General features: G+C 72.0%; 23 protein-coding genes. 11 read left to right on the top strand and 12 right to left on the bottom strand.

All coding sequences use genetic code 11. The features are described from left to right. Positions 1-88 precede the first annotated feature (88 nt). The 4 genes from ilvD to AC3ET3_RS06930 form a co-directional block, all read right to left on the bottom strand. On the bottom strand, positions 89-1942 hold the full coding sequence (gene ilvD, locus AC3ET3_RS06945; RefSeq protein ID WP_432139090.1) for a dihydroxy-acid dehydratase: 1854 nt from the start codon (positions 1940-1942) through the stop codon (positions 89-91). A gap of 278 nt (positions 1943-2220) precedes the next feature. Further along, the gene (locus AC3ET3_RS06940; protein ID WP_432139139.1) at positions 2221-2880 is read right to left on the bottom strand and encodes a TetR/AcrR family transcriptional regulator; all 660 of its coding nucleotides are present in this window, start codon (positions 2878-2880) and stop codon (positions 2221-2223) included. 5 nt (positions 2881-2885) lie between these two features. Then, positions 2886-3710 (bottom strand): sugar phosphate isomerase/epimerase family protein, encoded by an 825-nt coding sequence (locus AC3ET3_RS06935; RefSeq protein ID WP_432139091.1) that lies wholly within the window; start codon positions 3708-3710, stop codon positions 2886-2888. Positions 3711-4300: 590 nt separating this feature from the next. Further along, positions 4301-5233 (bottom strand): Ppx/GppA family phosphatase, encoded by a 933-nt coding sequence (locus tag AC3ET3_RS06930; RefSeq protein ID WP_432139092.1) that lies wholly within the window; start codon positions 5231-5233, stop codon positions 4301-4303. A gap of 83 nt (positions 5234-5316) precedes the next feature. Between AC3ET3_RS06930 and AC3ET3_RS06925 the strand changes: the two genes are divergently transcribed. After that, on the top strand, positions 5317-6189 hold the full coding sequence (locus AC3ET3_RS06925; RefSeq protein ID WP_435611817.1) for a DUF3109 family protein: 873 nt from the start codon (positions 5317-5319) through the stop codon (positions 6187-6189). Positions 6190-6456: 267 nt separating this feature from the next. Here AC3ET3_RS06925 and AC3ET3_RS06920 read toward each other — a convergent pair whose 3' ends face one another. Next, on the bottom strand, positions 6457-8322 hold the full coding sequence (locus tag AC3ET3_RS06920) for a BACON domain-containing protein (protein WP_435611816.1): 1866 nt from the start codon (positions 8320-8322) through the stop codon (positions 6457-6459). A 363-nt stretch (positions 8323-8685) separates the two neighbouring features. Between AC3ET3_RS06920 and radA the strand changes: the two genes are divergently transcribed. Both radA and disA read left to right on the top strand, forming a co-directional pair. Further along, the gene (radA, locus tag AC3ET3_RS06915; RefSeq protein ID WP_432139095.1) at positions 8686-10095 is read left to right on the top strand and encodes a DNA repair protein RadA; all 1410 of its coding nucleotides are present in this window, start codon (positions 8686-8688) and stop codon (positions 10093-10095) included. Positions 10096-10176: 81 nt separating this feature from the next. Then, positions 10177-11301: a DNA integrity scanning diadenylate cyclase DisA gene (disA, locus tag AC3ET3_RS06910; RefSeq protein WP_432139096.1), complete on the top strand. Its 1125-nt coding sequence runs from the start codon at positions 10177-10179 to the stop codon at positions 11299-11301. Positions 11302-11388: 87 nt separating this feature from the next. Here the strand turns inward: disA and AC3ET3_RS06905 are convergent, their stop codons facing one another. Then, positions 11389-12231 (bottom strand): hypothetical protein, encoded by an 843-nt coding sequence (locus tag AC3ET3_RS06905; RefSeq protein WP_432139097.1) that lies wholly within the window; start codon positions 12229-12231, stop codon positions 11389-11391. 376 nt (positions 12232-12607) lie between these two features. Between AC3ET3_RS06905 and AC3ET3_RS06900 the strand changes: the two genes are divergently transcribed. The 5 genes from AC3ET3_RS06900 to cseC all read left to right on the top strand — a co-directional run bounded on the left by AC3ET3_RS06900 (position 12608) and on the right by cseC (position 17429). Next, on the top strand, positions 12608-13561 hold the full coding sequence (locus tag AC3ET3_RS06900; RefSeq protein WP_432139098.1) for an HhH-GPD family protein: 954 nt from the start codon (positions 12608-12610) through the stop codon (positions 13559-13561). A 358-nt stretch (positions 13562-13919) separates the two neighbouring features. Then, positions 13920-14462 carry a SigE family RNA polymerase sigma factor gene (locus AC3ET3_RS06895; protein WP_432139099.1) on the top strand — a complete coding sequence of 181 codons (543 nt, stop codon included), beginning with the start codon at positions 13920-13922 and terminating at the stop codon, positions 14460-14462. After that, positions 14447-15112 carry a hypothetical protein gene (locus tag AC3ET3_RS06890; RefSeq protein WP_432139100.1) on the top strand — a complete coding sequence of 222 codons (666 nt, stop codon included), beginning with the start codon at positions 14447-14449 and terminating at the stop codon, positions 15110-15112. Before AC3ET3_RS06895 ends, AC3ET3_RS06890 begins: the two co-directional genes overlap by 16 nt. Positions 15113-15370: 258 nt before the next feature. Further along, positions 15371-16072, top strand: coding sequence for a two-component system response regulator CseB (gene cseB / locus AC3ET3_RS06885; RefSeq protein ID WP_432139101.1), 702 nt, complete (start codon positions 15371-15373; stop codon positions 16070-16072). A gap of 22 nt (positions 16073-16094) precedes the next feature. Beyond that, entirely contained in the window at positions 16095-17429 is a 1335-nt protein-coding gene (gene cseC / locus AC3ET3_RS06880; protein ID WP_432139102.1) for a two-component system sensor histidine kinase CseC, read from the top strand. Positions 17430-17617: 188 nt separating this feature from the next. Here the strand turns inward: cseC and AC3ET3_RS06875 are convergent, their stop codons facing one another. From AC3ET3_RS06875 to AC3ET3_RS06865, 3 genes are all read right to left on the bottom strand, one after another. Further along, positions 17618-18052, bottom strand: a complete 435-nt coding sequence (locus tag AC3ET3_RS06875) for a VOC family protein (RefSeq protein ID WP_432139103.1) — start codon at positions 18050-18052, stop codon at positions 17618-17620. A gap of 60 nt (positions 18053-18112) precedes the next feature. Next, a complete protein-coding gene (locus tag AC3ET3_RS06870; protein ID WP_432139104.1) occupies positions 18113-18562 on the bottom strand; it encodes a helix-turn-helix transcriptional regulator in 450 nt (149 codons plus the stop codon). A gap of 103 nt (positions 18563-18665) precedes the next feature. Then, positions 18666-20246, bottom strand: a complete 1581-nt coding sequence (locus tag AC3ET3_RS06865; protein WP_432156006.1) for an MDR family MFS transporter — start codon at positions 20244-20246, stop codon at positions 18666-18668. 135 nt (positions 20247-20381) lie between these two features. On the opposite strand from AC3ET3_RS06865, the gene AC3ET3_RS06860 reads away from it, so the two are divergent. Continuing rightward, complete coding sequence (locus AC3ET3_RS06860; RefSeq protein WP_432139106.1) at positions 20382-20975, top strand: TetR/AcrR family transcriptional regulator; 594 nt, start codon at positions 20382-20384, stop codon at positions 20973-20975. Between the two features lie 8 nt (positions 20976-20983). Here AC3ET3_RS06860 and AC3ET3_RS06855 read toward each other — a convergent pair whose 3' ends face one another. After that, complete coding sequence (locus AC3ET3_RS06855) at positions 20984-21535, bottom strand: M23 family metallopeptidase (protein WP_432139107.1); 552 nt, start codon at positions 21533-21535, stop codon at positions 20984-20986. A gap of 381 nt (positions 21536-21916) precedes the next feature. Between AC3ET3_RS06855 and AC3ET3_RS06850 the strand changes: the two genes are divergently transcribed. Beyond that, positions 21917-22555, top strand: a complete 639-nt coding sequence (locus AC3ET3_RS06850) for an HAD family acid phosphatase (protein ID WP_435611815.1) — start codon at positions 21917-21919, stop codon at positions 22553-22555. A gap of 125 nt (positions 22556-22680) precedes the next feature. Here the strand turns inward: AC3ET3_RS06850 and AC3ET3_RS06845 are convergent, their stop codons facing one another. Beyond that, the gene (locus AC3ET3_RS06845; RefSeq protein WP_432139109.1) at positions 22681-25206 is read right to left on the bottom strand and encodes an ATP-dependent Clp protease ATP-binding subunit; all 2526 of its coding nucleotides are present in this window, start codon (positions 25204-25206) and stop codon (positions 22681-22683) included. 430 nt (positions 25207-25636) lie between these two features. Between AC3ET3_RS06845 and AC3ET3_RS06840 the strand changes: the two genes are divergently transcribed. After that, entirely contained in the window at positions 25637-26281 is a 645-nt protein-coding gene (locus tag AC3ET3_RS06840) for an SCO3374 family protein (protein WP_435611814.1), read from the top strand. Here the strand turns inward: AC3ET3_RS06840 and AC3ET3_RS06835 are convergent. After that, positions 26260-26598 carry a histone-like nucleoid-structuring protein Lsr2 gene (locus AC3ET3_RS06835; RefSeq protein WP_263231234.1) on the bottom strand — a complete coding sequence of 113 codons (339 nt, stop codon included), beginning with the start codon at positions 26596-26598 and terminating at the stop codon, positions 26260-26262. The two genes, AC3ET3_RS06840 and AC3ET3_RS06835, sit on opposite strands and share 22 nt — an antisense overlap. Between the last annotated feature and the right edge of the window lie 52 nt (positions 26599-26650).

Here is a 26650-nt window from a genome sequence, read left to right as displayed (position 1 = left end):
CGCGCGCACGCGCGGGGGCCGCCTCCGGTCGGGAGAGATCGGGAGGCGGCCCCTCGGCGTCGTACGGGCGTGCGGTGCGGCGGGTGGATCAGCCCAGCCTGGACACGTCGCGGACCGCGCCCTTGTCGGCGCTGGTGGCCATCGCGGCGTAGGCGCGCAGGGCGGCGGAGACCTTGCGCTCGCGGTTCTTCGGGGCGTACGCGCCGTTCAGCGCCTGGTCGCGGCGGGCCAGCTCGGCGTCGTCGACGAGCAGGTCGATCGTACGGTTCGGGATGTCGATGCGGATCCGGTCGCCGTCCTCGACCAGGGCGATGGTGCCGCCGGAGGCCGCCTCGGGCGAGGCGTGGCCGATGGACAGGCCCGAGGTGCCGCCGGAGAAGCGGCCGTCGGTGATCAGGGCGCAGGTCTTGCCCAGGCCGCGGCCCTTGAGGAAGGACGTCGGGTAGAGCATCTCCTGCATGCCGGGGCCGCCCTTGGGACCCTCGTAGCGGATGACGACGACGTCGCCGTCCGTCACCTGCTTGTTGAGGATCTTCTCGACGGCCTCCTCCTGCGACTCGCAGACGACGGCCGGACCCTCGAAGGTCCAGATCGACTCGTCGACGCCGGCCGTCTTCACCACGCAGCCGTCGACCGCCAGGTTGCCCCTCAGGACCGCCAGGCCGCCGTCCTTCGAGTACGCGTGCTCGGCGCTGCGGATGCAGCCGTTCTCCGCGTCGTCGTCGAGGGCCTCCCAGCGCTCCGACTGGGAGAACGCCTCCGCCGAGCGGACGCAGCCGGGCGCCGCGTGCCACAGTTCCACGGCCTCGGGGGACGGGGAGCCGCCGCGCACGTCCCACGTCTTCAGCCAGTCCGCGAGGGACGGGCTGTGGACGGCGTGCACGTCCTCGTTGAGCAGGCCGGCGCGGTGCAGTTCGCCGAGGAGGGCGGGGATGCCGCCGGCGCGGTGCACGTCCTCCATGTAGTAGGTGCGGTTCTTGGCGACGTTCGGCGCGACCTTCGCCAGGCAGGGCACGCGGCGCGAGACGGCGTCGATCTCGGTGAGGCCGAACGGGACGCCCGCCTCCTGGGCGGCCGCCAGCAGGTGCAGGATCGTGTTGGTCGAGCCGCCCATGGCGATGTCGAGCGCCATGGCGTTCTCGAACGCCGCGAAGGTGGCGACCGAGCGCGGCAGGACGGTGTCGTCGTCCTGCTCGTAGTAGCGGCGGGTGACGTCCATCACCGTGCGGGCGGCGTCGACGTAGAGCTGCCTGCGGGCGGTGTGGGTGGCCAGCACCGAGCCGTTGCCGGGCAGGGAGAGGCCGATCGCCTCGGTCAGGCAGTTCATCGAGTTGGCGGTGAACATGCCGGAGCAGCTGCCGCAGGTCGGACAGGCGTTCTCCTCGATACGGAGGATGTCCTCGTCCGAGATCTTGTCGTTCACGGCGTCGGAGATCGCGTCGACCAGGTCGAGCGTGCGGACCGTGCCGTCGACCAGGGTGGCACGGCCGGCCTCCATCGGGCCGCCGGAGACGAAGACGGTCGGGATGTTCAGGCGCAGGGCCGCCATCAGCATGCCCGGGGTGATCTTGTCGCAGTTGGAGATGCAGACCAGGGCGTCCGCGCAGTGCGCCTCGACCATGTACTCCACGCTGTCCGCGATCAGGTCGCGGGAGGGCAGCGAGTACAGCATGCCCCCGTGGCCCATCGCGATGCCGTCGTCCACGGCGATCGTGTTGAACTCGCGCGGGATGCCGCCGGCCTCGGTGATCGCCTCGCTGACGATCCGGCCGACGGGCTGGAGGTGGGTGTGCCCCGGCACGAACTCGGTGAAGCTGTTGGCGACCGCGATGATCGGCTTCCGGCCGATGTCCGCACCGGGTACCCCGGAGGCACGCATAAGGGCGCGGGCGCCCGCCATGTTGCGGCCGTGGGTGACTGTGCGGGACCTCAGCTCGGGCATCGTCGCTCGCTCCTTCGGACTGTGCGCCGCCAGAGATTTCTGTGCGCCGCCAGAGACGTCTGACTGGAGTCGAGCGTACGCCGGTCATCCAGGGTGCGGGACGCGTTGTCCGGTATGCGGGATGCGCGTCTCGGATCAGGGGTGGGGCGGGGGGGCGCGGGGGGCGTCTGGGCGCACGGGCGGGAGCGCGAGGGTGAGCGGGGCGTGGGGCGTTGGGGGCGTGAGCGGGGGGCGCGGGCGCCGAGGCGTGAGCGGGGCGCGGGGGGCGAGGCGCGGGCTCAGCGCTCCGTGAGGTGTCGTTGGACGACGGGAGCCACGCGTGCGATGACCTGTTCGATGTCCGCCGAGGCGAGCGGCTCCAACTTGATCACGTACCGCATCATCGCGCAGCCCACGAGCTGCGCGGCCGCCAGCTCGGCCCGCAGTTCCGCGTCCGGCAGGTCCAGCTGGGCGGCGACGCGGCGCAGCAGCTGGGAGGCGATGAGGTGGCGGAAGACCGCGGCGGCGGTGTCGTTGTTCACCGCCGAGCGCAGGATCGCCAGCAGGGGCGTACGGGTGGTCGGGTTCTCCCAGACACCGAACATGAAACGGGTGAACCGGTCGCCGACGCCGTCCAGCGGACCCTCCGTGATGGTCTCCGGTGCGTGCAACGCGGGCGCGAACGCCACCTCCACGGCCGCCTCGAAGACGCCCTCCTTGGTGCCGAAGTAGTGGTGCACCAGGGCGGAGTCGACGCCGGCCGCCTTCGCGATGCCGCGTACGGAGGTCTTCTCGTACCCCTGGCGGGAGAACTCCTCGCGTGCGGTGTCGAGGATCCGCTCGCGAGTGTCGGCGGGTTCGCTGCGGCGGGGGCGCCCGCGTCGGCGGGGGCGGGGGGAGGCCGGGCTTCCCGTCGGCGGGGTGGGGGCCGCGCTTCCGCCGGCCGGGGTGGGGGCCATGTCGGTCACCGCCGGGGCACCCTCGCCGTGGAGGCCAGGTGGAGACGGGTGAAGGCCAGGGCCTCGGCCAGGTCGGCCTCGCGTTCGGCGCCGGACATCGCCCGCCGGGTGTTGACCTCGATGACGATGTGCCCGTCGAATCCGCCGAGCGCCAGCCGCTCCAGCAGTTCGGCGCAGGGCTGGGTGCCGCGGCCGGGCACCAGGTGCTCGTCCTTGTTGGACCCCAGACCGTCGGCGAGGTGCACGTGCCCGAGCCGGTCCCCCATGCGGTCGACCATGTGCAGCGCGTCCGTACGGGCCGTCGCCGCATGGCTGAGGTCGATGGTGAAGTGCCGGTAGTCGTCCTTGGTCACGTCCCAGTCGGGCGCGTAGGCGAGCATCTCCCGGTCGCGGTAGCGCCACGGGTACATGTTCTCGACGGCGAACCGCACATCCGTCTCGTCCGCCATCCGCCAGACGCCCTGCACGAAGTCCCGCGCGTACTGACGCTGCCAGCGGAACGGGGGGTGAACGACGACCGTGCCGGCCCCCAGCCGCTCGGCGGCCGCCCGGGCGCGCTGGAGCTTGGTCCAGGGGTCGGTCGACCAGACCCGCTGTGTGATCAGCAGACAGGGCGCGTGCACGGCCAGGATCGGGATCCGGTGGTAGTCGCTGAGCCGGCGCAGAGCGTCGATGTCCTGGCTCACGGGGTCGTTCCAGACCATGACCTCGACACCGTCGTACCCGAGGCGCGCGGCGATCTCGAAGGCCGTCGCCGTCGACTCCGGATACACCGAGGCCGTCGACAGGGCGACCTTCGCATCCGGGACGCGCACCACTGGTTCTGCCACGAAGGACAGCGTACGGGCCCGCACTGCGGCCCGGGGAGCGTGTTCGACCACAGCCCCGGGCCCCCGGTACCAACCGGCCACGCACGCGTGGCCGGATTCCTGCCGGCGCCGCCATTGGCCATGGACGGTCATCAGCGCCGGTGAGCGCGGGGGTGGCGGGGGCGGGGCGCGGCGGGGGTCGAGGTCTCGGGTGCGGCCCGACAGGGAGGTCGAGGGCACCGGCGCGGCTGTGCGTTCGGGGGTACCGGGTGGCGCACTTCACGCGGCGGGGCGGAGGTGAGGGGCACGTGCGCCGCGTGCGAGGGGGTGCGGGTGGGGGCGTGCGCGCCGTGCACGAGGGGGTGCGGGTGTGGGGCGTACGCCGGCGCCCATCCCTGTGGCGCGGGCCGACCCCGCGCCACCCCGCCCCGCGCCGCCTGCGGCGCTGGGGCATCTGGGCCGCTGGGCCGCCTGGGCCGCTGGGGCGCTGCCGCTCGGCTCCCGTGGCCCACCCGCTCAGCTCGGCCCCCCTCAGCCCCCTCAGCCCCCGCGGCGCTGCGCCCCACTCAGCCCTGCGGCGCTGCGCCCCGCGGCTTCGCCCCGGTCGTGGCTCAGCCCGTCACCATGTGGTCGAGGCGGCGCAGGATCACGCCTTCGCGGAGGGCCCAGGGACAGATCTCCAGGGACTCGACGCCGAAGAGGTCCATCGCGCCCTCCGCGACCAGCGCACCGGCGAGGAGCTGGCCTGCGCGCCCCTCGGAGACGCCGGGGAGTTCGGCGCGCTGGGCGGTGGTCATGCCGGCCAGGCGCGGCACCCAGGCTTCGAGGGACTCCCGCTTGAGTTCGCGCTGGATGTACAGGCCCTCCGCGGAACGCGCCGCGCCTGCGATACGGGCCAGCTGCCGGAACGTCTTCGAAGTGGCGACGACGTGGTCGGGGGCGCCGAAGCGGCTGAACTCGCCGACGGTACGGGCGATCTGGGCCCGCACGTGGCGCCGCAGCGCCCGTACGTCGTCGGGCTCGGGCGGGTCGCCCGGCAGCCAGCCCGCCGTGAGGCGCCCCGCGCCCAGCGGCAGGGACGCCGCCGCGTCGGGTTCCTCGTCTATGCCGTAGGCGATCTCCAGCGAGCCGCCGCCGATGTCCAGGACGAGCAGCTTGCCGGCCGACCAGCCGAACCAGCGGCGGGCGGCGAGGAAGGTGAGCCGGGCCTCCTCGGCGCCGCTGAGCACCTGAAGCTCGACGCCGGTCTCGTCCTGCACGCGCGCGAGGACGTCGTCCGCGTTGGTGGCCTCCCGCACCGCGGAGGTGGCGAACGGCAGCAGGTCCTCGACGCCCTTGTCCTCGGCCGCCTGGAGCGCCTCGTGGACGACGGCGACCAGTTTGTCGATCCCCTCGGGGCCGATCGCGCCACCTTCGTCGAGCAGCTGGGCCAGGCGCAGCTCCGCCTTGTGCGAGTGCGCGGGCAGCGGGCGCGCGCCCGGGTGCGCGTCCACCACCAGCAGATGCACCGTGTTCGATCCCACGTCGAGGACACCGAGTCTCATGGGGGGAACGCTACTGCCAGCCACGCCGTCCTCGGCCTCCCGTGCGGTCCCGGGAGAGCGCCCCGGCGACTTACCCTGGACGCGTGCCAAAGACGAAAAAGGCGAAGGACGAAAAGACGCCCAAGACGGCGAAGGCCGACAAGGCCGGCAAAGCCGACGAGTCGTCCAAGGTTCCCGCACAGACGAAGTCGGCGCGGAAGGCGAGGGCCGACGAGAAGGGCCTCGACTTCGCACGCGCGTGGGTGGAGTTCCCGGACCCGGCGGACGACGAGCAGGTCTTCCGCTGCGATCTGACCTGGCTGACCTCCCGGTGGCACTGCGTCTTCGGCAGCGGCTGCCAGGGCATCCAGGCGGGCCGCGCCGACGACGGCTGCTGCACGCTGGGGGCGCACTTCTCGGACGAGGACGACGAGAAACGCGTCGCCGAGCACGTGGCCCGGCTGACCCCCGACCTCTGGCAGCACCACGCGGAGGGCACCGAGAACGGCTGGATCTCCGAGGACGAGGAGGGCTCCCGCCAGACCCGCCCGTACCAGGGCTCGTGCATCTTCCAGAACCGCCCCGGTTTCGCCGGCGGCGCGGGCTGCTCGCTGCACATCCTCGCCCTGAAGGAGGGCCGGGAGCCGCTGGAGACCAAGCCGGACGTCTGCTGGCAGCTGCCGATCCGGCGGACGTTCGACTGGATCGACCGGCCGGACGACACCCGCGTCCTCCAGGTGTCGATCGGCGAGTACGACCGACGCGGCTGGGGCCCGGGCGGCCATGACCTGCACTGGTGGTGCACCTCGGCCACCTCTGCGCACGGCGCGGGCGACCCGGTCTACGTCTCGTACCGCGCGGAGCTGACCGAGCTGATGGGCAAGGCGGGCTACGACCGTCTGGTCGAGCTGTGCGAGGAGCGACTGGCGGCCCGGCTCCCCCTGCTGGCGCCGCACCCGGCGGACCCGACGGACTGACCGGAGCACCGGGCGGCCCCTGCCGACGGAGCTGACCGCCGGGACTGACCGACGGGACTGACCGACGACGGGGCGGCCCCGACCGGACCGACAGGCCGGGCTGCCTGACGGACGGCAGGGAGCCCGGCCGGGTCCGAGCCACCTGGCGAACCGCAGGAGACCGACCGAACCCGAGCCGCCTGGAGCGGCCAACCGGAGCGACCGAGCCGACGGGACCCGCCCCGGGTCGGCGCGGGCATCGGCCGTACCGTTCCGCCCTCCGCCCGTCTACGCCGACGGCACCGGCGTAGACGCCGTCGTACTGGGATCGGACGCGCCGCCGTTGGGCGACGCGGAGTCGGCCGGGCCGGACGGGGGCGGCTGGTCCGGGGTCGGCTCCGGGTCGGACGTCGGGGGCGGATCGCTCGGCGTGGGCTCGGTGGGCGCCGGGTCGGTGGGCGTCGGGTCCGGGTCCTGCGAGGTCGGCGGGGCACTGGGGCTGCCGCTTCCCGTGCCGGGTCCGCCGCCGGACCCCGATCCGGATCCGTTGCCGGGGCCAGGGCCGGGGCCGGGGCCGGGGCCGGGGCCGGGGCCGGGGCCGGGGCCGGGGCCGGGGCCCGGCCGCGACGGTCCAGGGTGCGCCGGGACCGGGGCGGTGCCGTACCCGGAGATGGAGACGACGGCCCCCGCGGGGGCGACGGCCACGCGCGCGTGCCACAACCCGGCGGGCTCGCGCAGTTGGTCGACGTGCACCTTGACGGTCACCGACTCGCCGGGCTCCAGGGTGCCCGTGGACCGGCTCAGGTAGAGCCAGGAGGCCCCCGTGGTCGCCGACCAGCGGACCGGTGCGTCGCCGTCGGGGTCGGCCTTGAGGGTGATCAGCGTGGTCTCACCGCTGCCGGCGGCGGTCACGGTGAGCCGCCCGGCCGCCTTCTTGTCGGCCCCGGCGACGCTGACCACCTCCACGGACACATCGGGCCGGTTGTGGCGGCCGAGGCCGGCCCCGGGACGCGTGCTGGCGTTCCCGGTGTTCTCGTAGCCGCCGGTCTGCTCCCCGGCCAGGCTGTCGGGGCCGTGCGCCTCCCCGGCGCTGGCCGAGCGGCCGTCGACGGCCTCGCCGGTGGGGGTGCCCCGGTAGGCGGCCCACAGGGCGAGGACGGGCGCGGCGACGACCGTGGCGACGACGGTCGTCGTGACGGCACGCGCGCGCAGGCGGTCGCGCCGGGCCGCGTGGTCCTTGGGGTCCATGGGGAAGCCGCGCCGGTCGAAGCGGGGCGCCGCCGCGCCCCGCACGCGCGGCAGGCGCGCCATGACGGCGTGCAGGGCGGCGCGGGGCGCCTCCAGGACGGGCAGCTCGGCGGGCGTGACCGTGTCGCCGGGCCAGCGGCCGGGCACCGCACGGCCGGCGGCACGGCGACAGCGCGGGCAGTCGTCGACGTGGCGGACGAGTTCCCGGCGCAGGGCGGCGCTGAGGACCAGCTGCTGGTCGCCGGTGAGGCGGGCCACCCCGGGGCAGCCGCCGGCGCCCACGACGGCGAGCGCGGCACGCGTGCGTTCCACCTCGCAGGCGGCCGAGGCAAGAAGTTCGCCCGCGGCGGTCCGGTCCATGCCGAGGACGGCGGCGATCTCGTGGGCGGCAAGGTGGTGGCGCACCGCGAGCTCCAGCGCCTCGCGCTGCTCGGGGCTGGTGCCGGCCGCCTCGGGCCAGGCGAGCAGGGCGAGTTCACGCCGCCGCCGCTGCCGTACCGCGTCCGGGACCGGCGGGGCGGCGGGCGATGCGGGAGGCGGGCGATGCGCGCCGTGCCGGGCGCCCGCCGCGTGGGAGGCCTGACGTTTCTGCTTGGCCTCGGCCAGCTTGCGCAGACAGGCCCAGCGGGCCAGCGCGTACAGCCAGGCCCTGCGGTCGCCGGCGGCGTCCGGGACGCGGTGGCCGCGCCGCTCGGCGAGCGACAGGACGTCACCGAGCGCTGCGGTGGCCGCGTCGTGGTCGCACAGCACCGACAGGCAGTAGGTGAAGAGGCCGTCCAGGTACGGTTCGTAGCGCGCGGGTGTGCGCCGCACCGGCGTGTGCGCCGCACCGCGCTCACGCGCCTCCCGGTGCGCCCGGTGTGCGCCGGTCGTGCGGGTCGAGGTTTCCGGGCTGCTGCTCATCACCCGTGCGACCGTAGGCGGCCCGGAACACGCTGCTACCGCCCCTTGAGCCGTTTTAATCCGTACGGGTGAAACGATCCCTCATAAGGGGACAGGGCCCTCCGCCCTCCCCCGCGATCGGTGCTGCCGGGCCCCGACCGATCCCCGGCCTCGGCACGGGCACCGGCACCGGCACCGGCACCGGCAGCAGACCCGAGATCTCCGTGTGGGCCGGCACGAACCCCGACCGATCCGGCGTGAACCACGGCCGCCCCGGGGCGGACCACGGCAGCCGATACCGCGCGGACCGCCTCCGATCCGGCCCGGACCACCACCGCCGAACCACCGTCGGCCCCCGTTGTCAGACCCGGCCGCTACGGTTTCCCCATGGCTGCCCGTACCAAGACCACCAAGGACCGTCCGTCCTACCGCTGCACCGAGTGCGGCTGGCAGACGGCGAAGTGGCTCGGCCGCTGCCCCGAGTGCCAGGCGTGGGGCACGGTCGAGGAGTACGGCACGCCGGCGGTCCGGACGACGACCCCGGGCCGGGTCACCACCTCCGCCGTCCCCATCGGCCAGGTCGACGGCCGCCAGGCCACCGCCCGCTCCACCGGCGTGCCCGAACTGGACCGCGTCCTCGGCGGCGGGCTCGTCCCGGGAGCCGTGGTGCTGCTGGCCGGGGAGCCCGGCGTCGGCAAGTCCACGCTGCTGCTCGACGTGGCCGCCAAGTCGGCCAGTGACGAGCACCGCACGCTCTATGTCACCGGCGAGGAGTCCGCGAGCCAGGTCCGCCTGCGCGCCGACCGCATCGGCGCCCTCGACGACCACCTGTACCTGGCGGCGGAGACCGACCTGGCCGCCGTACTGGGCCACCTGGACGCGGTGAAGCCGTCCCTGCTGATCCTCGACTCGGTGCAGACGGTGGCGTCACCGGAGATCGACGGCGCACCCGGCGGCATGGCGCAGGTCCGGGAGGTGGCGGGCGCCCTGATCCGCGCCTCCAAGGAGCGCGGGATGTCCACCCTGCTGGTGGGGCACGTCACCAAGGACGGCGCGATCGCCGGCCCGCGCCTGCTGGAGCATCTGGTGGACGTGGTCCTGCACTTCGAGGGCGACCGGCACGCGCGCCTGCGTCTCGTGCGCGGCGTCAAGAACCGCTACGGCGCCACCGACGAGGTCGGCTGCTTCGAACTGCACGACGAGGGCATCACCGGCCTCGCCGACCCGAGCGGCCTGTTCCTGACCCGGCGCGCCGAGCCGGTCCCGGGCACCTGCCTCACCGTCACCCTGGAGGGCCGCCGCCCCCTGGTCGCGGAGGTGCAGGCGCTCACGGTCGACTCACAGATCCCCTCGCCGCGCCGCACCACGTCCGGACTGGAGACCTCCCGGGTGTCGATGATGCTGGCCGTCCTGGAGCAGCGCGGCCGTATCAGCGCGCTCGGCAAGCGGGACATCTACTCGGCGACGGTCGGCGGCGTGAAGCTGTCCGAGCCCGCCGCCGACCTCGCGGTGGCGCTCGCGCTGGCCTCCGCCGCCAGCGACACCCCGCTGCCGAAGAACCTCGTCGCGATCGGCGAGGTGGGCCTCGCGGGCGAGGTCAGACGGGTCACGGGCGTGCAGCGCCGGCTGTCGGAGGCGCACCGCCTGGGCTTCACGCACGCGCTCGTGCCGGGCGATCCGGGCAGGGTGCCACCCGGGATGAAGGTCCTGGAAGTCGCGGACATAGGGGACGCGCTGCGGGTCCTGCCGCGCTCGCGTCGCCGAGAGGCCCCACGGGAGGCGGAGGACCGCCGGTAGACTTTGCCCTGGTCTCGCCCGTCCGTACGAACCGAGTGCGTGAAACGGGAGCACCCCAGATCCTGCGACCGGAGGAGTGCAGTGGCAGCCAACGACCGGGCAGCGGCTCCCGGCAAGTCCGGTGGGAGCACCGGTTCCGATGGCCTGATGCGCGCCTCGCTGAGCGCCGTGGCTCCCGGTACGGCTCTGCGTGACGGCCTCGAGCGCGTCCTGCGCGGCAACACCGGTGGCCTCATCGTCCTCGGCTCCGACAAGACCGTCGAGACGATGTGCACGGGCGGTTTCGTACTGGACGTGGAGTTCACCGCGACCCGGCTGCGCGAGCTGTGCAAGCTGGACGGCGGCATCGTCCTCTCCTCCGACCTGTCGAAGATTCTTCGGGCGGGTGTCCAGTTCGTCCCGGACGCCACGATCCCCACGGAGGAGACGGGCACCCGGCACCGCACGGCGGACCGGGTCAGCAAGCAGGTCGGCTTCCCCGTCGTCTCCGTCTCCCAGTCGATGCGGCTGATCGCCCTCTACGTGGACGGCCAGCGCCGCGTCCTGGAGGACTCGGCGGCCATCCTGTCCCGCGCCAACCAGGCCCTGGCGACGCTGGAGCGCTACAAGCTCCGTCTCGACGAGGTCGCGGGCACGCTGTCGGCGCTGGAGATCGAGGACCTGGTGACGGTCCGGGACGTCTCGGCGGTGGCGCAGCGCCTGGAAATGGTCCGCCGTATCGCCACCGAGATCGCGGAGTACGTCGTCGAGCTGGGCACCGACGGCCGGCTGCTCGCCCTGCAGCTCGACGAGCTCATCGCGGGTGTGGAGCCCGAGCGCGAGCTGGTCGTCCGGGACTACGTGCCCGCGCCGACGGCGAAGCGGTCCCGTACGGTCGAGGAGGCGCTGTCCGAGCTGGACGCGCTCACCCATGCCGAGCTGCTGGAACTGTCCACCGTCGCGCGGGCCCTGGGCTACACCGGATCACCCGAGGCGCTCGACTCGGCGGTCTCCCCCCGGGGTTTCCGGCTGCTGGCCAAGGTGCCCCGGCTGCCCGGCGCGATCATCGACCGGCTGGTGGAGCACTTCGGCGGCCTGCAGAAGCTGCTCGCCGCCAGCGTCGACGACCTGCAGACGGTGGACGGTGTGGGCGAGGCCCGCGCGCGCAGTGTCCGCGAGGGCCTGTCCCGCCTGGCGGAGTCCTCGATCCTGGAACGTTACGTGTAGCTCGGCCGGCAGGTCGGACGCACGGGCCCTGCCGGGCACGGCGCGGCGCGGCGGCCGGTCGTACCGCCGGCCGGCCCGCCCGGTCTTTCAGTCGGCCTTCAGCACGAACGAGGTCCGCGTCTTCTCGAAGCCGGGTGCCTTGGCCTCCACCAGGTAGGTCCCGGCGCCGGCCGAACCCGGCGGGGGCGTGGCGCACTGCGGTGCGCTGGGCTTGCGGTCCCACTTCACGGTGTAGACGAAGGTGGCGCCGGCCGGCACCCGGTACAGCAGGCTGCCGGAACCCTCGGGGCAGTCGGCCGAGGACCAGTAGGTGTCGTCCTCGCCGGCCTGAGTGACCGTCAACACCGCGCTCCTGGGCCCGAGGTCGACCTTGCAGTCGCTCGCGGAGCTGTTCCTCGCGGTCAGCCGGAAGGTGGGCGTCTGGTCGGGCGAGTACTCGTTGCGCACGCTGCTCAGCGTCAACGTCACGACGCTGGCGGTGCAGTTGGGCAGCGGGGTGCCGGCCGGCAACGCGGCGCTCGACCCGGTGCCGGCGCCGGCACCGCCGCCGGAACCCGCGCCCGGGGGCGTGTCCCCGTTGGCGTCGTCACCGCCCGCGGCGCCGCCGGGGCCGGTACCGCCGTCGTCGTTGTTGCCGCCGTCGTCGGACCCGGAGCCGGACCCGCCGGTCTCCTCGCCGCTCGACTCGTCGCGGCCGCCCGGGTGTTGGGTGATCGCCGTACCCGAGCCGGACGGTCCCGGCGTGATGGAGGAGGCGGGATTCCTGCCGCCGTTGGAACCGTCGGCACTGTTCTTGCCGCCGCCACCGCCCGAGGTGGCGATCCAGGCGAACACGAGCGCCAACAGGGTCAGCACGGACAGCAGTACGGCCCTCCGACGCCAGTAGATGGAGGAGGGAAGCGGCCCGACCGGATTGCGCAGAGATCCCACGGCGCAAACTGTACGAGAGATCCTGGCGTTCCCCGCCCCCACCCGCCGCCGGGAACCACAACTTTTCCGGATCATCATCCCGGTCCCCTCCGCCCCGGCGCGCCCGGCTGCCGCCCGAGCCGTTCACGACCGCACAGGGTGACGGCAACGACACGCCACGCACCCAGGAACAACCGCGGCCACCGCCACCGGGCCACGGGGCCACGGGGCCACGGGTACGCGTAACGCCCACGGCACGCCCGCGCACGTAACACGCCGCGTAGCACCCCGGCGCGCCGCCCGCAGGCGCGCGGACCGGCGGCACGACGGGCGGGTGCCACCCCGTCGGGTGACGGTACGCACGCGTGCACCCCCGTCGTGGCAGGATCAAAGGGCCATGACTGCGCCCACGAAGCTTCCCCACAGCACCCCCGCCGACACCGTCCCCGCCCCGGCCCCCGCCGGCGTGACGCCGCCCGGAGCGCACTTGCACTCCCCCGTCATCGACTGGTTCGAGGACAACGCCCGCGACCTGCCCTGGCGGCGCCCCGAAGCCGGCGCGTGGGGCGTGATGGTCAGCGAGTTCATGCTCCAGCAGACACCGGTCAACCGAGTCCTGCCGGTCTACGAGCAGTGGCTGGCCCGCTGGCCCCGCCCCGCCGACCTTGCCGCCGAGCCCCCCGGTGAAGCCGTACGCGCGTGGGGGCGGCTCGGCTACCCGCGCCGCGCCCTGCGCCTGCACGGCGCCGCGGTGGCCATAACGGAGCGGCACGGCGGTGACGTACCGGCGGACCACGGGCAGTTGCTGGCGCTGCCGGGCATCGGCGAGTACACGGCGGCGGCGGTCGCCTCGTTCGCGTACGGGCAGCGACACGCGGTCCTGGACACCAATGTGCGCCGTGTCCTCGCGCGCGCGGTGACGGGCGTGCAGTATCCGCCGAACGCCACCACGGCCGCCGAGCGCAGGCTGGCCCGCACGCTCCTCCCCGAGGAGGAGGGGACGGCCGCCCGGTGGGCGGCGGCTTCCATGGAACTCGGCGCACTCGTGTGCACGGCGAAGAACGAGGCGTGCCACCGGTGCCCGATCACCGCGCAGTGCGCCTGGCGGCTCGCGGGCAAGCCCGAGCACGAGGGGCCGCCGCGCCGGGGCCAGACGTACGCGGGTACGGACCGCCAGGTGCGGGGCAAGCTGCTCGCCGTACTGCGCGACGCGCACGCGCCCGTGCCGCAGTCCGCGCTGGACCGGGTCTGGCACGAGCCGGTGCAGCGCGCGCGGGCGCTGGACGGCCTGGTGGCGGACGGCCTGGTCGAGCCGCTGCCGGGCGGCCTGTACCGCCTGCCGCTCACCTGACACCACCGGCCGGCGCGTCCGGCCTGACACCACCCGACGGAACACCACCGGCCGCACGGCCGGCTGACGCACAGCCACATCACAGGGAAACGGCCCGCGTAACACTCACCCGGTCGACATATCACCCCACATCGCCAGCAGTCGGGCGGCTCCTTTACCCCGCTCCGGGTTTCGTTACACAACCGACGGACAGCTGAGCGCTCGCCGCAGGCTGCTTCGGACAGCCCCGTGACAACCGCTCCGTAGCTTCTTTCCCGTGCCCGGCAGGGGCGCTGGGCTACGGACCACAGGCACGACACCGGCAGGGGCCACACCCGGCCGGCACGGGGAACCCACGGGGAATCGGAGGCGGTTGATCATGGCGCAGGGCGAGGTGCTGGAGTTCGAGGAGTACGTCCGCACTCGGCAGGACGCGCTGCTGCGCAGCGCCCGTCGGCTCGTCCCGGACCCGGTCGACGCGCAGGACCTGCTGCAGACCGCGCTGGCAAGGACGTACGGCCGCTGGGACGGCATCGCCGACAAGCGGCTCGCCGACGCCTATCTGCGGCGGGTCATGATCAACACCCGGACCGAGTGGTGGCGGGCGCGCAAGCTGGAGGAGGTGCCCACCGAGCAGCTCCCGGACGCCTCCGTGGCCGACTCCACCGAACAGCACGCCGACCGCGCCCTGTTGATGGACGCGATGAAGGTACTGGCGCCGAAGCAGCGCAGCGTCGTCGTCCTGCGACACTGGGAGCAGATGTCCACGGAGGAGACGGCCGCGGCCCTCGGCATGTCGGCGGGAACGGTCAAGAGCACGCTGCACCGGGCGCTCGCCCGGCTCCGCGAGGAGCTGGAGGCCCGCGAACTGGACGCACGCGCGCTGGAGCGTGAGGAGCGGGAGCGTTGCGCGGCGGCCTGACCGGGGCGGGGCAGAGAGCGGCCCGAGAAACTTCCCAGGCGGTGATCACGGCGGCGGTCGTGCTCACCGCCCTCGCCCTTTTCGTCTCCTCGTGCGCCACCGGCGGCACCGGCGCCCGGGACGAGGGCCCGGCGCACGCCGACACGGTCGCGCCCGCCGGCCCTTCGGCCTCCGTCGCACACTCCGAGGCGTACGACGTGGACCAGGTGGACGCCGTCCAGCTGCTCAAGGGGGACCCGCGGGTCTCGGCGGAGGTGAAGCGTGACCTGCAGCCCTGTGTCGCCGACAAGTACCCGGTCGACGTGCAGTACGGGGAGCTGACCGGGAGCACCGCGAGCGACCTCGTGGTGAACGTGCTGACGTGCAGCGACGCGGTCGGGGTCGGCGCCTACGTGTACCGGCGGCACGACGGCCGGTACGTGAACGTGTTCAAGGCGGAGGAGCCGCCGGTGTACGCGGAGATCGAGCGGGGCTACCTGGTGGTGACCAAGCAGGTGTACGACAAGGACGATCCGGTGTCCGAACCGTCCGGCGAGAACGTGCTCACGTATCTGTGGACCGACGACCGGTTCACCCAGAAGTTCAGCACGCACACCGAGTACGGCACCATCACCGGTGACGAGCCGACGCCGGTGCCCGAGGGCGGCTGAGTGGTGGCCGGCGCCACGCGCCATTATCTTTCCGGCGGCGTGCACCGGTCGGGCCGCCCGTACCGGCGAAGGCGGTGACGACGCACACCCGGCGGGCGGCGCTACGGCGCTACGGCGCTACGGCGCTACGGCCGAAAAGGCGCGAACGCTTCGCGTGCCGCGGGCGTCCCCCCACCAGGGGGCGCGCGAGTGCGCGGGTGCCGCGCCCCTCGGACAACAGGTACGACCCCCCACCACACGAGGACTGAGAGCACAGGGATGGCAGACCAGACCCACGTCCTGTTCGTCGAGGACGACGACGTCATCCGCGAGGCCACCCAGCTCGCCCTGGAGCGCGACGGCTTCGCGGTCACCGCCATGCCCGACGGCCTGTCGGGGCTGGAGGCGTTCCGGGCCGACCGGCCCGACATCGCCCTGCTGGACGTGATGGTGCCGGGCCTGGACGGGGTGAGCCTGTGCCGGCGCATCCGTGACGAGTCGACCGTGCCGGTGATCATGCTGTCCGCGCGCGCCGACTCCATCGACGTGGTGCTGGGGCTGGAGGCGGGCGCCGACGACTACGTGACCAAGCCGTTCGACGGGGCGGTGCTGGTCGCCCGGATCCGCGCGGTGCTGCGCCGCTTCGGGCACGCGGGCGGCGGTGACCGCTCGGAGCCGGGCGCTGCGGCCGCCGACGGGGTACTGACCTTCGGGGACCTGGAGGTCGACACCGAGGGCATGGAGGTGCGCCGGGGCGGACAGCCGGTGGCGCTGACACCGACCGAGATGCGCCTGCTGCTGGAGTTCTCCACCGCGCCGGGCACCGTGCTCTCCCGGGACAGACTCCTGGAACGGGTCTGGGAGTACGGCTGGGGCGGTGACACCCGGGTGGTGGACGTCCACGTCCAGCGGCTGCGGACCAAGATCGGCCAGGACCGGATCGAGACGGTCCGCGGCTTCGGCTACAAGTTGAAGGCCTGAGCGGGGGCGGGGTGTGCGGGGGATGATCCGGCGTCTGGTTCCGGCCCGCGTGGAGCGCGCGGGCATCCGCACCGGCCTGCGGTGGAAGCTGAGCGCCGCCATCGCGCTGGTCGGCGCCCTGGTGGCGATCGTGCTCAGCCTGGTCGTGCACAACGCCGCCCGGGTGTCGATGCTGGACAACGCGCGCGACCTGGCGGACACCCGCGTCCAGATCGCCCAGCGCAACTACGAGCTGTCCGGCCGGCCCAACTTCCCCGGCATCAAGATCGACGACCCCGCGCTCCCCGCCGAGTTGCGCGAGAAGGTCCGGGAGGGCCGCCGGGCGACCTTCGTCTCCGACCACCGGCAGGGGGCGCCGGACATCTGGGCGGCCGTACCGGTCAAGGACGGTCACGTGCTGTCGCTGCACACCGGGTTCACCGACCGCAGCACCGACATCCTCAACGACCTGGACCAGGCCCTGGTGATCGGCTCCATCGCGGTGGTCCTCGGCGGCAGCGCCCTCGGCGTGCTGATCGGCGCCCATCTGTCGCGGCGGCTGCGCAAGGCGGCCACGGCCGCGCACCAGGTCGCCAAGGGCGAGACGGACGTACGGGTGCGGGACGCGATCGGCGGGGTCGTCCAGGACGAGACCGACGACCTGGCGAGCGCCGTGGACGCCATGGCGGACGCCCTGCGGCAGCGGCTGGAGGCCGAGCGCCGGGTCACCGCGGACATCGCGCACGAGCTGCGCACACCGGTGACCGGACTGCTCACGGCGGCCGAACTGCTGCCGCCGGGCCGGCCCACCGAGCTGGTGCTGGACCGTGCGAAGGCGATGCGTACCCTCGTCGAGGACGTCCTGGAGGTGGCCCGGCTGGACGGTGCCTCGGAGCGGGCCGAGCTGCAGGACATCATGCTGGGCGAGTTCGTCACCCGGCGGGTCGCGGCGAAGAACCCCGACGTCGAGGTACGGGTGGTGCACGAGTCGGAGGTCACCACCGACCCGCGCCGGCTGGAGCGGGTCCTGTTCAACCTGCTGGCCAACGCCGCCCGGCACGGCAAGGGGCCCATACAGGTCACCGTCGAGGGCCGGGTCATCCGGGTCCGCGACCACGGTCCCGGCTTCCCGGAGAGCCTGCTCTCGGAGGGACCGAGCCGATTCCGCACCGGCAGTTCCGACCGGGCCGGGCGCGGCCACGGGCTGGGCCTGACCATCGCCGCGGGCCAGGCCCGGGTGATGGGCGCCCGGCTCACCTTCCGCAACGTACGGCCCGCTGGGGTGCCGGAACACATACCCGCCGAGGGCGCGGTCGCCGTCCTGTGGCTCCCCGAGCACGCGCCGACGAACACGGGCAGTTACCCGCTGCTGCCCTAGCGACGGCGGGCGGCCGACCGGCCGCCCGGTGGACGCCTCCTCGCTCTTCTCGGCCGAAGTCCCTGCGCGGGCCGACGTCCCGGCTCTGCCGAACTCCCTGCTCGGCAGAAGTCCCGGCTCAGCCGAACTCCCGGGCTCAGCCGAAGTCCCGGGCTCAGCCGGCGTCCCTTCTCGGGCGAAGTCCCGGCTCAGCCGAAGTCCTTGGAGAAGTCCAGTTCCTCGCTTCGCTCGGTGAGCGAGTACCAGTTGCCGTTGTCGTCGCGGAAGATCGCCTCGATGCCGTAGGGGCGTTCCTTCGGTTCCTGGACGAACTCCACCCCCCGGGCCCGGAAGGTCTCGTAGTCGCCGCGGCAGTCGTCGGTGCTGAGCACCCCCGCGCCCATGACGCCCTTGCTGACCAGCGTCTTCAACGCTTCGGAGGACTCGGTGTCCAGCCCCGGGCCGTCAAGGCTCATCAGTGTGAGTTCCACGTCCGGCTGGTTCTTGGCGCCGACGGTGATCCAGTGCATGTCGCCGAGGGCGAGTTCGGTGCGGACCTCGAAGTCGAGCTTCTCGGTGAAGAAGGCCTTCGTGCGCTGCTGGTCGAAGGTCCACACGGAGGCGATGGTCAGGCCTTTGATCATGGTGGGCGCTCCCCGGTCCGGTCGGTGTCGGTTCCTGATGCCGTTTCCGATCTCCTCTCGTCACCGTAGGCGGGCCGGTGCTCGGGGCGCTTCCTCAGAATTGCGGCGGTCCTCGGCACGGCGGGGGAAGCCGCCGGCCCACAGCATGGCGTAGCAGCCCGGGATCAGGGCCGCGCCGCGACCGACGTGACGGACGCGGTACTCGCTCGGGGTGAGGCCGGTGCGGGCCTTGAAACGGGTCGAGAAGGTGCCGAGGCTGCTGAATCCCACCAGGTGGCAGATCTCGGTGACGCTGAGGTCGGCGCCGCGCAGCAGTTCCTCGGCCCGCTCGATCCGGCGGTGGGTCAGGTACTGGCCTGGGGTTTCGCCGTAGACCTCTTTGAAGGCGCGCACGAAGTGGTAGCGGGAGTAGCCGGCGTGCGCCGCGACCGCCGCGAGGTCGAGGTCCGGGTCGGCCCACTCCCGGTCCATGGCGTCCTTCGCCAGCCGCAACTGCCGCGCCCTGTCCATGTGCCGATGGTGGCACGCCCCACTGACATCGGCCGCGCGGTGCGGCAACGGGGTCCCGGCCGCGCCCGGACAGCGCGGCCGGGACCCCGCCCGTACGGCCTTCTCACACCGCCTCGGGGGCGGCCTCCGGCTTGGGGCCCGCGCCCTTGAGCGGCACCTCCTTGACGAACAGCGCGGCGACCAGCACCGCGACGGCGACGACGGTGCCGAGCACGAAGGCGGCGTGCGAGCCGTCGGACACGGCGTACTGGTACGCCTCCCGCGCCTCGGCCGGCAGCTTCGCGAGGCTCGCGGCGTCCAGCTGGGCGGACTGCTCGGTGATCTTCGAGCCCATGTCGCCGGCGCGCTCGGACATGACGTCCTGGACGCGGTTGTTGAACAGCGCGCCCATGATCGCGACGCCGAACGAGGAGCCGAGCGTACGGAAGAGGGTGGCGGAGGAGGAGGCGACGCCCATGTCCTTCATTTCCACGCTGTTCTGCGCGACCAGCATGGTGATCTGCATCAGGCAGCCCATGCCGAGGCCCAGCACGGCCATGAAGAGACCGGAGGTCAGGCGTGAGGTGCCGGTGTCCATGGTCGACAGCAGGTACAGACCGGCGATCATGAGCACACCGCCGGCGATCGGGAAGACCTTGTAACGGCCGGTGTTGGTGGTGATCCGCCCGGAGACCATCGAGGTCACCAGCATGGCGCCGAGCATGGGCAGGAGCAGCAGACCCGAGTTGGTGGCGGAGGCTCCCTGGACGGACTGCTGGTACAGCGGCAGGAACAGGGTCGCGCCGAACATCACGAAGCCGGTGATGAAGCCGATGGCCGCCATGAGGCTGAAGTTGCGGCTGCGGAAGATGTGCAGCGGGAGGATCGGCTCGGGGGCCCTGGTCTGCCAGAACAGGAAGCCTACGAGTGCGGCGATGCCGAGGAAGATCAGCTCCATGATCCGCGCGGAGGTCCACGCGTACTGCGAACCGCCCCAGGTCGTCACCAGCACGATGGCGGTGATGCCGACGGTCAGCAGTGCCGCGCCCGGGTAGTCGATGCGCGCCTCGGACCGCTTCCTGGGCAGGTGCAGGACCACACCGATCAGACCGAGGGCGACCGCGCCGAGCGGCAGGTTGATGTAGAAGGCCCAGCGCCAGCCCCAGTTGTCGGTGATGGTGCCGCCGACGAGGGGGCCGCCGATCATGGCGAGCGCCATCACACCGGCCATCATGCCCTGGTACTTGCCCCGTTCCCGCGGCGGAACCAGATCGCCGATGATCGCCATGACACCGACCATCAGACCGCCGGCGCCCAGGCCCTGCACGGCCCGGAAGCCGATCAGCTGGCCCATGTCCTGGGCCATGCCGCTGAGCGCGGAACCGGCCAGGAAGATCACGATCGAGGTGATGAACGAGCCCTTGCGCCCGTACATGTCACCGAGCTTGCCCCAGATCGGCGTTGAGGCCGCGGTGGCCAGCGTGTAGGAGGTCACCACCCAGGAGAGGTGTTCGAGGCCGCCGAGGTCGCCCACGATCGTCGGCATCGCGGTGCCGACGATCATGTTGTCGAGCATCGCCAGCATCATCGTGATCATGAGCGCGAGCAGGACGACCCGCACGCTCCTGGGCTTTGCGCCCCCGGTGCCGCCCGCCTGTGCGCCGGGCGCCTTCCCGGCGCTGTCGACCGCCTGTGTGACCGCCATACTCCCCACTCCCCTGGACACCGCCCCGTTCGGCCACTTACTTGCCGCCCGGCTAGTTGACTACACTGGAGGAAGGTAGACCTTTAACTAGCCGGGCGTCAAGTAAGTTTCCGCCGGGGCGCGAGGAGTACGAGGATGGGCGGCACCATGGACGACGGCACCAAGCAGCGACGCCGCGGGAACACCCGCCAGCGCATCCAGGACGTGGCGCTCGAACTCTTCGCCGAGCAGGGCTACGAGAAGACCTCGCTACGAGAGATCGCCGAGCACCTGGACGTCACCAAGGCGGCGCTCTACTACCACTTCAAGACCAAGGAAGAGATCATCGTCAGCCTCTTCGAGGACCTGACACAGCCGATCACGGATCTCATCGAGTGGGGCGGGCGCCAGCCGCCCACCCTGGAGACCAAGCAGGAGATCGTACGGCGCTACAGCGGGCTGCTGGCCGACGCGACGCCCCTCTTCCGGTTCATGCACGAGAACCAGGCCACCGTGCGGGAGCTGCGGATCGGCGAGATGGTCAAGGACCGGATGATCGGCCTGAAGGACATCCTGGTCGACAAGGACGCGGAACTGGTCGACCAGGTGCGCTGCGTCAGCGCGCTGTTCACCCTGCACGCCGGCATGTTCATCGTCGTCAACGACCTCGAAGGCGACCCCGAGGACAAGCGCAAGGCCGTCCTGGAGGTCGCCACCGATCTGGTCACTCAGGCGCACCGCGGCGCCTGAGCGGGGTCTCAGACCTTGACGCCCTTGGCGCGCAGGAACGAGACCGGGTTGATCGCGCTGCCGTAGTTCGGGGTCTTGCGGATCTCGAAGTGCAGGTGCGGACCGCTGGAGTTGCCGGTGTTGCCGGACAGGGCGATGCGCTGACCGGTCTTGACGACCTGGCCGACCTTCACGTCGATGCGCGAGAGGTGGGCGTACTGGGAGTAGACGCCCTTGGCGTGCTTGATCACGACGGCGTTGCCGTAGGCGGGGCCGTCACCGGCGCCGTTGCCGCCGGCCTTGACGACGGTGCCGCCGTGGGCGGCGACGACCTTGGTGCCGCTCGGCACGGCGAAGTCCTGACCGCTGTGCTTGGCCGTCCACATGCTGCCGGCCTGGGCGAAGCTCGCCGACAGCTTGTACTTCTTCACCGGGTCGACCCAGGACGCCGTGGACTTGGCGGCGGTCGCCTCGGCGGCGGACGCCACACCGCCGCCCAGCACGACCGCGGCGGTACCCAGAGCGGCGGCGCCGACGGCCACGCGGGTGCGGAGCGCGGACGTACGGGAGAAACGGTTCATGGCGCGGGACATCGAATACCTCGTGGGTTCGGGTGCAAGAGAGACCACCCGGCACACGGACCGCCGCGACCGGATGGCTCGTCCTTGGTACCCGCGCCCCCCACCCGTGCTCAAATGTGTGACCTACGACGGAAAGTAGGACTTAGCGACACTGCACCCTTAACGTCCCTTTTGGCCGGTAGGTGGGCCAACTATCCCTCGTAGTACGTGACGCACACCCTATGCGGCATGTCACCCGCGGCGGCTTTCCCCGCCACCCCTGATGTGACGCAGACCCCTAGCCACTTACCCTCCAGTAACCCTACGGTTCCCCTCGCGCCACCCTCACCAACGAGCATGCACACGACACGGCAGAGCTTCATGGACGTGAGAGGACCCCACATGACGATCAGAGGTGCCTGGCTGAGCCGGGCCTCGGTGACCGCCGTCTCCGCCGCCGCCCTCCTGGCGCTGGCCGCCCCCGCCGACGCCGCTCCGGCCGCCGCCCCCACCACGGCCCCCACCACGGCCGCCGCCACCGCGCAGGACGTCGACTACGCCACCTGGCAGCGGGACTGCCAGACCGTGATGGACCAGGCTCTGCCGTACCTCAAGCAGCGGATCGCCGCCGCCCGGCCCGGCGAGAAGCAGGCCGTCGTCTTCGACGTCGACAACACGACCCTGGAGACCGACTTCGGCTTCAGCTACCCCCAGCCGGCCAACAAGCCGGTCCTCGACGTCGCGAAGTACGCCCAGGAGCACGGCGTCGCCCTGTTCTTCGTCACCGCCCGCCCCGGCATCATCGCCGGCTTCACCGACTACAACCTCGACTACCGCGGCTACCAGGTCTCCGGCCTGTACGTCCGCGGCCTGATCGACCTCTTCAGGAATGTGGCGGACTACAAGACCGCCCAGCGCGTCGACATCGAGAACAAGGGCTACACGATCATCGCGAACATCGGCAACAGCGCCACCGACCTCTCGGGCGGCCACGCCGAGAGGACCTTCAAGCTGCCGGACTACGACGGCCAGCTCTCCTGAGCGATCCTCCGGCGTTCCCGGGGGCGCGGCTCCCCCGATACGCCTCCGGGAACGCCGGAAGGGGCCGGTGCTCGAAAGCACCGGCCCCTTCTGTTCGGCTGGTCCGGCTGGGCGTCGCTGGACGCTTACGCGTCCTTGCTCAGGTTCGGCCCCGGGCCGCCGGCCGCCTGCTCGATCGGCGGGACGTCGGGCAGCGCCGACTTCTCCTCGCCGCGGAAGGTGAAGGTCTGGGACTCGCCCTCGCCCTCGGTGTCCACGACCACGATGTGACCCGGGCGCAGCTCGCCGAAGAGGATCTTCTCCGACAGGCTGTCCTCGACCTCGCGCTGGATCGTCCGGCGCAGCGGCCGGGCGCCCATCACGGGGTCGTAGCCCTTCTTGGACAGCAGCTCCTTCGCGGACTGGGAGAGCTCGATGCCCATGTCCCGGTCCTTCAGGCGCTCGTCCACCTTGCTGATCATCAGGTCGACGATCCGGAGGATGTCGTTCTGCGTCAGCTGCGGGAAGACGACCACGTCGTCGACGCGGTTGAGGAACTCGGGGCGGAAGTGCTGCTTCAGCTCGTCCGACACCTTGTTCTTCATGCGCTCGTAGTTGGTCTTCGTGTCGCCCACGGCGGCGAAGCCCAGGTTGAAGCCCTTGGAGATGTCCCGGGTGCCGAGGTTGGTCGTCATGATGATGACCGTGTTCTTGAAGTCCACGACCCGGCCCTGGGAGTCGGTCAGACGACCGTCCTCCAGGATCTGCAGCAGCGAGTTGAAGATGTCCGGGTGCGCCTTCTCGACTTCGTCGAAGAGGACGACCGAGAACGGCTTGCGGCGAACCTTCTCCGTCAGCTGGCCGCCCTCCTCGTAGCCCACGTAGCCGGGGGGCGAACCGAAGAGGCGCGAGACGGTGTGCTTCTCGCTGAACTCCGACATGTCGAGGGAGATCAGCGCGTCCTCGTCACCGAAGAGGAACTCGGCGAGCGCCTTGGACAGCTCGGTCTTACCGACACCGGACGGGCCGGCGAAGATGAACGAACCGCCCGGACGCTTCGGGTCCTTCAGACCGGCGCGGGTGCGGCGGATCGCCTTGGACAGCGCCTTGACGGCGTCGTCCTGGCCGATGACCCGCTTGTGCAGCTCCTCCTCCATGCGGAGCAGGCGGCTGGACTCCTCCTCGGTCAGCTTGAAGACCGGGATGCCGGTGGCCGTGGCGAGGACCTCGGCGATGAGCTCGCCGTCGACCTCGGCGACGACGTCCATGTCGCCGGCCTTCCACTCCTTCTCCCGCTTGGCCTTGGCAGCGAGGAGCTGCTTCTCCTTGTCGCGCAGGGAGGCGGCCTTCTCGAAGTCCTGCGAGTCGATCGCGGACTCCTTGTCGCGGCGGACGCCGGCGATCTTCTCGTCGAACTCGCGCAGGTCCGGCGGCGCGGTCATCCGGCGGATGCGCATCCGGGAACCGGCCTCGTCGATCAGGTCGATCGCCTTGTCCGGCAGGAAGCGGTCCGAGATGTACCGGTCGGCCAGGGTGGCGGCCTGGACCAGCGCCTCGTCGGTGATGGAGACGCGGTGGTGCGCCTCGTACCGGTCGCGCAGGCCCTTGAGGATCTCGATCGTGTGCGGCAGGGAGGGCTCCGCGACCTGGATGGGCTGGAAGCGGCGCTCCAGGGCCGCGTCCTTCTCCAGGTGCTTGCGGTACTCGTCCAGCGTGGTCGCACCGATGGTCTGCAGCTCACCGCGGGCCAGCATCGGCTTGAGGATGCTCGCGGCGTCGATGGCGCCTTCGGCGGCACCCGCACCGACCAGCGTGTGCAGCTCGTCGATGAACAGGATGATGTCGCCGCGGGTGCGGATCTCCTTGAGGACCTTCTTCAGGCGCTCCTCGAAGTCACCGCGGTAGCGGGAGCCGGCGACCAGGGCGCCGAGGTCCAGCGTGTAGAGGTGCTTGTCCTTCAGGGTCTCGGGCACCTCGCCCTTGACGATGGCCTGGGCGAGGCCTTCCACGACGGCGGTCTTGCCGACGCCGGGTTCACCGATCAGCACGGGGTTGTTCTTGGTGCGGCGGGACAGCACCTGCATGACCCGCTCGATCTCCTTCTCGCGCCCGATGACCGGGTCGAGCTTGGACTCACGAGCGGCCTGGGTGAGGTTCCGGCCGAACTGGTCGAGGACCAGGGACGTCGAGGGGGTGCCCTCGGCAGGTCCGCCGGCGGTGGCGGTCTCCTTGCCCTGGTAACCGGAGAGCAGCTGGATGACCTGCTGCCGCACCCGGTTGAGGTCTGCGCCCAGCTTGACCAGGACCTGGGCGGCGACGCCCTCGCCCTCGCGGATCAGGCCGAGCAGGATGTGCTCCGTGCCGATGTAGTTGTGGCCCAGCTGAAGGGCCTCGCGGAGCGACAGCTCCAGGACCTTCTTGGCACGGGGAGTGAAGGGGATGTGGCCGGACGGGGCCTGCTGGCCCTGGCCGATGATCTCCTCCACCTGCTGGCGGACCGCCTCAAGCGAAATGCCGAGGCTCTCCAGGGCCTTTGCGGCGACACCCTCACCCTCGTGGATCAGGCCCAGGAGGATGTGCTCGGTGCCGATGTAGTTGTGGTTGAGCATCCGGGCTTCTTCCTGAGCCAGGACGACAACCCGCCGCGCGCGGTCGGTGAACCTCTCGAACATCGTTAATCGCTCCTCAGAGCGGTCAGGCAGTAAGGGGAACTTCCCCTCCCTGTCCTTCCGCAGCTTAGTCCCGCAAGCGGGGACCGCTCATTCCAACTGCCGACACCGTCGATGGCCTCCTGACCCCGAACGCCGACATCTGCTCCAACCCGATGGTGCGAGACGATGTTCCCGCAGGCCAGGCAGTTACCCCAGTCGCCGCTACGCCGATGGCGAACGTGAGACGGCCTTTCCCGCGCGTCGCCCCCTCCCACTAGGGATGTCTTACCCGCCGTCACGGACAGTCCATGCCGTGCACCCCCGGCCACTCCGCTACGGGCGAACAACCTTGCGCCTCCCGGCACCCCCACACGCCCCCTGTTCCGGAACTCAGCGCGATCATCGGGGCACCCAGCGTAACTTGCCGCCCTCCCGGACGGTTGCACTTGGCATGGTTGGCTCAGTCCCTCCGCTCGGCGACTCGATCCCGCCGCCCGCTCCTGGCCCCACGGGCTCTCTCCCGGTACCACCCGCACCTCTCCCGGTCCCTCCGCCACGGCGCGCGCCGGCCCCCGGGGCCCTGCTGCGCGCCTGGTACGAGAACGAACTGGGGTGGCCCACGGTGCCCGGAACTCCGGTACTACTTTCCACCGGCCTGCGCTTCGACGCCCTGGAGGTGCCCGCGGAGGCGGGCCACGCGGCGCTCGGGCGTCTGCGGCCGGCCTCGCCGGTGGCCCTGCGCGGCGACAGGATGCTGCTGCTGGTGGCAGCGGGCAGCGCGGAGGAACTGCCGGGCATCCTGGAGTGGCTGGAGTGGGGTGCGCTGCCGCTGGATCTCACGGCGATCGGCGCGGGCGGGGCCATCGAGGCTCCGCGGCTCCCCGGCCGGGACGGCGCGGGGGCGGTGCAGGGGGCCGCCGTGTGGCTGCGGCCCCCCGTGAAGGGGCGCGAGGCCGAGGCCTCGCTGCCGACGATGTCGGCCCTGGGGGGCGGTGGGGACGCCCCCGACCTCGTACGCCTGGTGGACACGGTGGCGACGGAGTGTCACCGCGCCCGGCTGCGGCGCGGGTGCGCTCAGCCCATCGCCTTCTCGTAGGCCTCACGAATGGTCGCGGGAACACGGCCACGGTCATTGACCTCGTAACCGTTCTCCTTCGCCCACGCGCGGATCTGTGCCGTGTCCTGGCTGCCGCCGGAAGCGGCGGCCCGGGCCTTTCCTCGTCCGCCCGAAGCGCGGCCACCGGTACGACGGCCACCCTTCACATAGGGCTCGAGAAGGCCGCGCAGCTTGTCCGCATTGGCAGTCGTGAGATCGATCTCGTACGTCTTGCCGTCCAGAGCGAACGTCACGGTCTCGTCCGCCTCGCCGCCGTCGAGGTCGTCGACAAGAAGGACCTGAACCTTCTGTGCCACCGGATTTCCTTTCATCGATAACGTGAGGACGGGGGTGTGCGGCGTCCGCCGT

The organism is Streptomyces sp. bgisy159, from assembly GCF_057707805.1.
This window is presented reverse-complemented; position numbering and strand designations above follow the sequence as displayed.

Coding starts and splice junctions, on each gene's coding strand:
- ilvD (WP_432139090.1), bottom strand. CDS start 1,942: ATGCCCGAGCTGAGGTCCCGCACAGTCACCCACGGCCGCAACATGGCG.
- AC3ET3_RS06940 (WP_432139139.1), bottom strand. CDS start 2,880: ATGGCCCCCACCCCGGCCGGCGGAAGCGCGGCCCCCACCCCGCCGACG.
- AC3ET3_RS06930 (WP_432139092.1), bottom strand. CDS start 5,233: ATGAGACTCGGTGTCCTCGACGTGGGATCGAACACGGTGCATCTGCTG.
- radA (WP_432139095.1), top strand. CDS start 8,686: ATGGCTGCCCGTACCAAGACCACCAAGGACCGTCCGTCCTACCGCTGC.
- AC3ET3_RS06900 (WP_432139098.1), top strand. CDS start 12,608: ATGACTGCGCCCACGAAGCTTCCCCACAGCACCCCCGCCGACACCGTC.
- AC3ET3_RS06895 (WP_432139099.1), top strand. CDS start 13,920: ATGGCGCAGGGCGAGGTGCTGGAGTTCGAGGAGTACGTCCGCACTCGG.
- cseB (WP_432139101.1), top strand. CDS start 15,371: ATGGCAGACCAGACCCACGTCCTGTTCGTCGAGGACGACGACGTCATC.
- cseC (WP_432139102.1), top strand. CDS start 16,095: ATGATCCGGCGTCTGGTTCCGGCCCGCGTGGAGCGCGCGGGCATCCGC.
- AC3ET3_RS06875 (WP_432139103.1), bottom strand. CDS start 18,052: ATGATCAAAGGCCTGACCATCGCCTCCGTGTGGACCTTCGACCAGCAG.
- AC3ET3_RS06870 (WP_432139104.1), bottom strand. CDS start 18,562: ATGGACAGGGCGCGGCAGTTGCGGCTGGCGAAGGACGCCATGGACCGG.
- AC3ET3_RS06865 (WP_432156006.1), bottom strand. CDS start 20,246: ATGGCGGTCACACAGGCGGTCGACAGCGCCGGGAAGGCGCCCGGCGCA.
- AC3ET3_RS06860 (WP_432139106.1), top strand. CDS start 20,382: ATGGGCGGCACCATGGACGACGGCACCAAGCAGCGACGCCGCGGGAAC.
- AC3ET3_RS06855 (WP_432139107.1), bottom strand. CDS start 21,535: ATGAACCGTTTCTCCCGTACGTCCGCGCTCCGCACCCGCGTGGCCGTC.
- AC3ET3_RS06850 (WP_435611815.1), top strand. CDS start 21,917: ATGACGATCAGAGGTGCCTGGCTGAGCCGGGCCTCGGTGACCGCCGTC.
- AC3ET3_RS06845 (WP_432139109.1), bottom strand. CDS start 25,206: ATGTTCGAGAGGTTCACCGACCGCGCGCGGCGGGTTGTCGTCCTGGCT.
- AC3ET3_RS06840 (WP_435611814.1), top strand. CDS start 25,637: ATGGTTGGCTCAGTCCCTCCGCTCGGCGACTCGATCCCGCCGCCCGCT.